At 38.6% G+C, this 6,964-nt stretch carries 7 protein-coding genes; 2 read left to right on the top strand and 5 right to left on the bottom strand.

Going from position 1 to position 6,964, the window contains the following annotated elements; translation table 11 throughout:
- Nucleotides 1-106: 106 nt before the first annotated feature.
- Nucleotides 107-622: a hypothetical protein gene (locus tag HUN22_RS14525; RefSeq protein WP_174730723.1), complete on the top strand. Its 516-nt coding sequence runs from the start codon at nt 107-109 to the stop codon at nt 620-622.
- A gap of 151 nt (nt 623-773) precedes the next feature.
- On the top strand, nt 774-2,963 hold the full coding sequence (locus tag HUN22_RS14520) for a TonB-dependent receptor family protein (RefSeq protein WP_174730720.1): 2,190 nt from the start codon (nt 774-776) through the stop codon (nt 2,961-2,963).
- 73 nt (nt 2,964-3,036) lie between these two features.
- Here HUN22_RS14520 and HUN22_RS14515 read toward each other — a convergent pair whose 3' ends face one another.
- The 5 genes from HUN22_RS14515 to HUN22_RS14495 form a co-directional block, all read right to left on the bottom strand.
- Entirely contained in the window at nt 3,037-3,588 is a 552-nt protein-coding gene (locus tag HUN22_RS14515; protein ID WP_174730717.1) for a TetR/AcrR family transcriptional regulator, read from the bottom strand.
- A gap of 576 nt (nt 3,589-4,164) precedes the next feature.
- The gene (locus HUN22_RS14510; protein WP_174730715.1) at nt 4,165-4,722 is read right to left on the bottom strand and encodes a chorismate mutase; all 558 of its coding nucleotides are present in this window, start codon (nt 4,720-4,722) and stop codon (nt 4,165-4,167) included.
- A 77-nt stretch (nt 4,723-4,799) separates the two neighbouring features.
- Nucleotides 4,800-5,483, bottom strand: a complete 684-nt coding sequence (locus tag HUN22_RS14505) for an SDR family NAD(P)-dependent oxidoreductase (protein ID WP_174730712.1) — start codon at nt 5,481-5,483, stop codon at nt 4,800-4,802.
- Between the two features lie 9 nt (nt 5,484-5,492).
- Nucleotides 5,493-6,254: an SDR family NAD(P)-dependent oxidoreductase gene (locus HUN22_RS14500; protein WP_061874047.1), complete on the bottom strand. Its 762-nt coding sequence runs from the start codon at nt 6,252-6,254 to the stop codon at nt 5,493-5,495.
- A gap of 7 nt (nt 6,255-6,261) precedes the next feature.
- The gene (locus tag HUN22_RS14495) at nt 6,262-6,948 is read right to left on the bottom strand and encodes a glutathione S-transferase family protein (protein ID WP_174730709.1); all 687 of its coding nucleotides are present in this window, start codon (nt 6,946-6,948) and stop codon (nt 6,262-6,264) included.
- Between the last annotated feature and the right edge of the window lie 16 nt (nt 6,949-6,964).

Genomic DNA, 6,964 nt, shown 5'->3' with positions numbered 1-6,964 from the left:
TATTTGAAGTCATCAATATCGTCTCAAGTATAGTACTATACGTCACTTTATTATTTACCAGTTGTTCAAGTACTCTTAAAGCCAAACCTTCAAAAAATAATTTTCAATGTTACAATACAGTAATTTACTCAATTTCATTTGGATTTCAAAAGAAATGAATAGATTTTCATTAACTTTTTTATTTTTAAATATTTGGCTTTTTTCCCCTGTAGCTTTTGCTGAGACAAACACATTTCAAACGGAACCAGAATATAATCGGCCTAAATTTAATCAACATAAAAGCATGCTTGAAGTGAACGCAAACTCCCAAGACCAGAAGCTTACTGAACAACAAAATTCATTTAATTCCCATCATAATCAAAATGTAGATTTTTTTGAAATCGCAAAACAATATCAAGAAAATGAAACAAAGTCTTCTGCGTTTACTGATGACATTGTGAATATGAGTGCTCACGAACGTAGCCTTTACTACATTAGAAAGCATGACAATATAAATATTCAAAGAGAAATTCGTGACCAGCAGTTTAGATCGTTAAAACAACAGCGAGATAAAGGCGTTATCTCTAATGATGTATATAAAGAAAAGGTCTACAAGATCTTAGATAAGCCAACTTTTAGATAGATTTCAGACCCTCTTCGGAGGGCTGTTCTGCGAAAATGATTTGATAAAAGCTATATTCAGTTTTCCTAAAAAATTAAATTACATTTATAAAATTTTGTTACTTTTCCGCTATAATGATTATAATTATCGTTTAGGATTTCGATACATCAACATGGACCGCTCATCTGCTCTTTCACTCCCAAATTTTAAGTTCAAAGTTTCTACGCTTAGCTATGCAATTGGACTCGCTTGTACTTATTTAGCAGTTCCTGCACATGCCGAAGATACAACTACCAGTGCATTACCAACCATTACCATTAAGGCACAAGGCAATTGGCTAGAAGAAGCAAATGCAGAAACTGTTCACCAACATGCTGGTGCTCGAACTATTATTGACCGTAAGCGTTTAGATGAAACAGCTGCAACTTCAATTCGAGAAGCGTTAAAACAAATTCCTGGAGTTCAGGCTCAAGACAGTAGTGGAACAGGCGGTAGTGATGTTTCTCTCAATATTGGGGTTCGTGGTTTAGCATCTCGCCTGTCACCTCGTTCAACAGTTTTAGTAGACGGTGTTCCGCTTTCATTTGCACCTTATGGTCAGCCACAGCTATCTTTAGCTCCTGTTTCAATTGGAAATATTGAATCAGTTGACGTTGTACGTGGTGCTGGATCTGTTCGTTTTGGGCCTCAAAACGTCGGCGGAATTATTAACTTTGCGACCCGATCAATTCCTCAAGATTTTAGTGGAACTGTTAGCCTAACTTCAGAATATGCATCTGGTACTGACCAAGTAAAGCTCAGCCCTAATTTATTTGTGGGGGGAACTTTAGATAATGGTTTAGGCCTTGCCCTTTTATATTCAGGGACTAAAGGGAATGGTTATCGCGAAGCAAATAACAAGATTGACATCGATGATGTAATGTTAAAGTCTGCTTATCAATTTAATGATAAAGACTCGGTTGCTTTAAATTTGCATCATTATGAAGGTCGAGGAGAAATGCCAGAGGGTTTAACTCAGGCGCAATATGCTGAAAACCCTTATCAGTCTTCGGGTGAAAAAAACTATTTTGCAGGTCGTCGTACTGATGTCTCTTTACGTTATAACCATAAAGATGAAAAAAATAACTTCGAAGTTTTGAGTTACTACATCGATTCTTTCCGTACAAGTAATCTTGAGACTACACTAGCGAATGGGCAAAAACGACTCGACTCTGCTCCACGCGATTATAAAGTCTATGCGATTGAACCGCGTTACTCTCGTATTTATCAACTTGGTAATACTCAAAATGAAGTAACCGTGGGCTATCGCTACTTAAAAGAAGAAAGTTCTGAATTTGCTGGACGTACGGCATCTTATGCAGCTGGTTCATCAGTGCCAGATTTTGCGCCACGTAGTAGCAGCGAAGGCGGTACCAAAGCACATGCGGTATATATTGATAACCGTATGGAACTCGGCCGTTGGACGATTACACCGGGTGTTCGTTTCGAATCAATTGAAACCCATAATAACTTCACGGGTTATAACAAAGGACAAGTTAATACAGTTTATCCAAAAATTGATTCAGACGAATTTTTGCCAAGTTTATCTGTGATGTACTCGGCAAATGAAAACTGGAATATATTTGCAAATGCTGGTGTATCGTTTGGTCCACAGCAATACAGCCAATTGGCACGTCTTGAAGGAACCACCGCGACGGCTACAACCGACGGCTTACATCCTGAAAAATCGAATAACTATGAAATTGGAACCAAATATCTAGGTAATGGTCTAAATGCCGAATTTACGGTGTTCTACCTAGACTTTGATAAAGAGCTTTCATTGGTACGTGATGCTGGTAATAACGGAATCTGGACAGACTTAGGGGCAACCAGTCATAAAGGTATCGAAACGGGTATTAGCTATGATTTCGGTCAATTAACAGATGCGTTAGAAGGCTTAAAAGTATATGGAAACTATACTTTCACAAAAGCAGTCGCAGAAGCGGGTCAATTTAAAGATAAAGACCTACCGTTTTACTCACGTCATGTGGGTAATGTTGGGTTAGGTTATACCGTGGACAAGTGGTCTTTAAATGCTGACATGTTTGCGCAGTCTAAGCAGCATTCACCGGACCTTCCTGATAGTAATGTTTATCAAACAGAAGAAACTGCTGATGGTAAATACGGAGACATTCCAGGTTATACCACTTTTGCGCTACGTACCTCTTATGACTTAAGTTCACAAGTTAAAGGTTTAAAAATCGCTGGTGGAATCAAAAACGTTTTTGACAAGCAGTATTTTACGCGCTCAACAGACTCTACGGGCGGTAAGTATGTTGGATTGCCACGTACTTTCTATCTACAAACTTCTTTTGACTTTTAAAGCTCAATTAAGTTGAAAAAAGCCCTCTTCGGAGGGCTTTTTTATAGGCATTCAACACTAGAATATTGATCAACTACACAAGCGTCGACATAAAATATTCTAACAACTTATCTCTTTCATCGATCTTATTTGCACTTAAAAGCTGAACCATTGCCCCATCAATCACAAACAAAAACATGTAAGCATCTTCAACTGTAGCGGTCGCTTTTACGGTTAAAAGCAACTTATAAATTTCATTTATGAACCAATTTCGATAGTCGCTGACGACCTTATAAGCTGCTGGATAAAGCTTTTCAATTTCAAAAATAGCTTTAAATGGCAAACGATAAAAGCCCTCTAAGTTTGCATGAAAAAAGAAAATTTTCCTGAGCTGATCGAATGCCATAAGTTCACGGTACGAATGAATAATCGAAAACACTTCATGTTTTAATGCATCTGTTTGAAAGATTAAGCTCATTTGAATGAGCCTTTCTTTGGAGTGAAAATAGTTATAAAAAGTGGCTTTGGGAATTTTGGCTTCCTCAACAATTCGGTCAACCCCGATGTAAAACCCATGTTGATTAAATAAATCTTTTGCCGCGTGGAGCACGCGTAATGCTCTAAATGAAGATTCTAAATTTGGCATAGATATACCGTTTAAAATAATTTTTTGTTGTCTATAAATGAGATAAAAATACCGTCACTCTTAAATTGAGCGTTAAAAACAGGCATGCAAAAGCAGCACAAAAAAAGGTGTGCTCACCTATCTCAGGTTTATTGTTGCTATGATTTTTAGTCGTAACGATTCTTAAGGTGCAAAAAACCTATAGTCGATTAAACCTTTTTAAAGTTCTGTTGGATGGTATGAATAGAGAGACTTTGGCAAAGGCCAATAAAGAAAAAGAATTAGTACGCATAGCGGACTCCTAGATGAAATAGAAGTTCTGCCAAATCACTGCTAAATGATTATGGTGGCAGAACGAAGAAGGGTTAGCAGACCAGTCATCTAGGAACCGGCACGCCCGAGGGCGTCCCTCCTCCGTCCTACCGCTACGAAGGGAGACGAACGAGTTCGACACCAAAAAATTGCTTCTTTGATGTCCTAGATGAAAACGGTCTGCTAAAACCGACTGGCAATGTGGCCAGCAGGCAAAGGATAATCGGAGCGGTTTTGGGTGTCAATGTGATATTGGCTAGAAAACAGTTAAATAATTATTGTTTTTCATTCTCTTAACTTAATTTTATTTAATACCACACATAAAGCCTTTTTGTCGGCTTCTTTAATTTGTGGATGTTGAACAGGCCACATATAGCTACAGCCATAAGGTGCTTTGTTGTTATTTTTCTTGAGTTCATCGGCAATATTTTTTAGAAGTTCCGTGTTTAGCGTACTAATTTTTAAACGTACTTCTGCTAAATCTTGAGGCTTCCAATTGCTTTCAGGACTCGACAACCAATCTGCGCGATAGCGATACTGAATGGCTTTGGCAACATTCATTTGCGTCACAATAAATGGCTCTACTGTTTCGCTATTTAAGCCAAAAGATTCAGCTTCAGAAAGTGATTGATCCAGAACTTTCTTTTCTTGAGTTAAATCTTCAATCGGTAAATGCTGCTCTGCTTTATAACCCGCGACATCTTTCATGTAAGATAAGCGCTCGTTAACTAAACGGGCAGTTTGAGTGTATTGTGCAGCTTGCGCTATTGAAGAAATACACACGACAGCTGCTAACGTACAAACCACTTTAACTGCTGGCTGAGCACTTTTAATTTTTTTCATTTAAAACCTATCGAAATTATTGTTCTATCATCATTCCAGCTCAGTACTGTATTTCAAGAACATATGAAAGTAAAATTTTAAGATAGGCTAAGTTCTTGGCTCCATGCCGAATCAGGCTGGTGATAGATATGCTGGCAGACTTGCTTAAGAGATGAGGTAAAGTGCTGGTTATGCCCTTCCCATTTTTCAACCATGCAATAGGCGACATGAATGCCTTTAGGTTGGAACTCTCTTGCTAATGACTGAGATAAAGCACGAACACCCGCAAACATGCTTTGGCTTAACACATCGTACTGAGTCGAATGAATGGAAGGTGCACCAAGAAAAATAACGGTGCCCCGCTGCTGTTTCAACATCGGTTTAATCACAGCTTGCGCTACACTCACAGCACTTAAACCTGTGGCCTGCCAATTGTGTTCAATTTCTTCTAGAGATAAAGCTTGGATATTTGGTGAAGATGAGAAACTTGGCTGAAAGACACAGAGCTCAATCGTGTGTCCGTGACTAGAAATATAACGAACTAAACATTTTAAATGATTTGCATTCACCAAATTTAAACGGACTGCTGTCACTCCATCATTGATAGAATGAATTTTCATTTTTTGTGCGGCTGAATCATGTACAACTTGATAAAGATGTAATGGAAAGTGCGCATTTTTATCTAGAATGACAAAATCACGCTCGATCAATTGTAGGTCATGACCTGCGACCACAACACAGCCCTGCTTCTTTTTAAACCTTTGAAATATTTTTTTTAGCATTTTAGTCTCTCAAAATTTTTCTTGATAAGGGCGTAAATCCAGCTCATGTGTCCAGAGCTTCGGAGTTTGTTGATAAAGCATCCAATAGTTTTCTGCAATTGCATCAATATTAAGCCCCCCTGTACCCCGCGTAAGACGAGCTAAACGCCCCAAACCAAATAATGCTTTATTCACTCTATCGCCATCGACCATTCCATCAATAATCACATGAGCAATATGGATGCCTTGTGATTTATAAATTTGAGCTAAATTTAAGGCATACGCTCTTAAAGCGGATTTACCCATGGTAAAAGCCGCGAAAAAAGGTTTACCGCGTAGAGACGCACTCGCTCCAGTAAAAATAAGCGTACCGTGGTTTTGGTCTTTAAAGATTTTTAGACAGCTTTGAGAAACCAAATAAGCCGATAAAAAAGTGGATTGCCACATTTGAGTAAAAAACGACAATGGGCTACGTAAAAAGATGGAAGGAATATTCCCTCCCACATTATGAATAACAGCAGTAATCCGCTCATTTTGACTGGTAATAGTGTCAAACAAGGCCTGTACTTGCTTTATATCTTCTGCATCCAAACGGAACGCTACAGCATTGCCCCCATTGGCATGGATTTCGGCAGCGACTGCTTCAATTTTTTGGAAAGTACGTCCAGCAACATAAACTTTTAAGCCTTCTTTGGCGAAAAGACGGCACACAGCTGCACCAATCCCCTGTGATGCCCCGACCCCAATAACAACTGCACAATCTTGTGTTTTATCTAGTGTTGCCGATGTCATAGACATTTCACCCTGTTTGTTTTTTATACCATAATGCAATAAACGGACGATTCAAAATTTCTTTACTAAATTTTTTACTGGTACGGACCACTTCACCGAGTTGAGCAACTACAGCAATGTCTGCAATGGTTTGGCTGTCTCCAACCAACCATTCATTTTGTGATAAAACCTGCTCAATACGGTCGAGATGCCTTATAAACTCTTCTTCAACATGTTCAGCTTTCATTCGACCAAGTCCCTGAAAGAAAAGCTGTGTCTTCAATTCGGCCAAAATAAAACCTTTTACCATAGGCTTTTCATAGGCTGGGCGGCCAACGCTACTAATACGAATGGCTTCTTTTAAAGCTTCAGGGTCATTGACTCGTAAATAAACTTCAAAAAAATAAAGAGATTCATCTGCCCAATCTTCCCAAAGTTCAGCAAGAGCTTTTTGATTTGGATCTTCAGGGTAAAGCCGAGGTGTGTCTGGAAAGGCTTCATCTAGATAGCGAGCAATTCGAGTACTGTCTTGAATCCGTTGCCCGTTATAATCAATGACAGGTACTTTGCCGACCTTACTTAACAGAGGAACTTTCGCTCCAAGAATGCCGTTGTAGTTAACTGTGTCAAATGGAATTCCCTTGAATCTTAAAGCCCTTGAAATTTTTTGACAGAATGGAGAAATTTCCCATTGATGCAAAATAATATTCGACATTTATTCACCTTTATTT

Source organism: Acinetobacter lactucae, assembly GCF_013344765.1.
GTDB classification, from domain to species: Bacteria; Pseudomonadota; Gammaproteobacteria; order Pseudomonadales; family Moraxellaceae; genus Acinetobacter; species Acinetobacter lactucae_A.
This window is presented reverse-complemented; position numbering and strand designations above follow the sequence as displayed.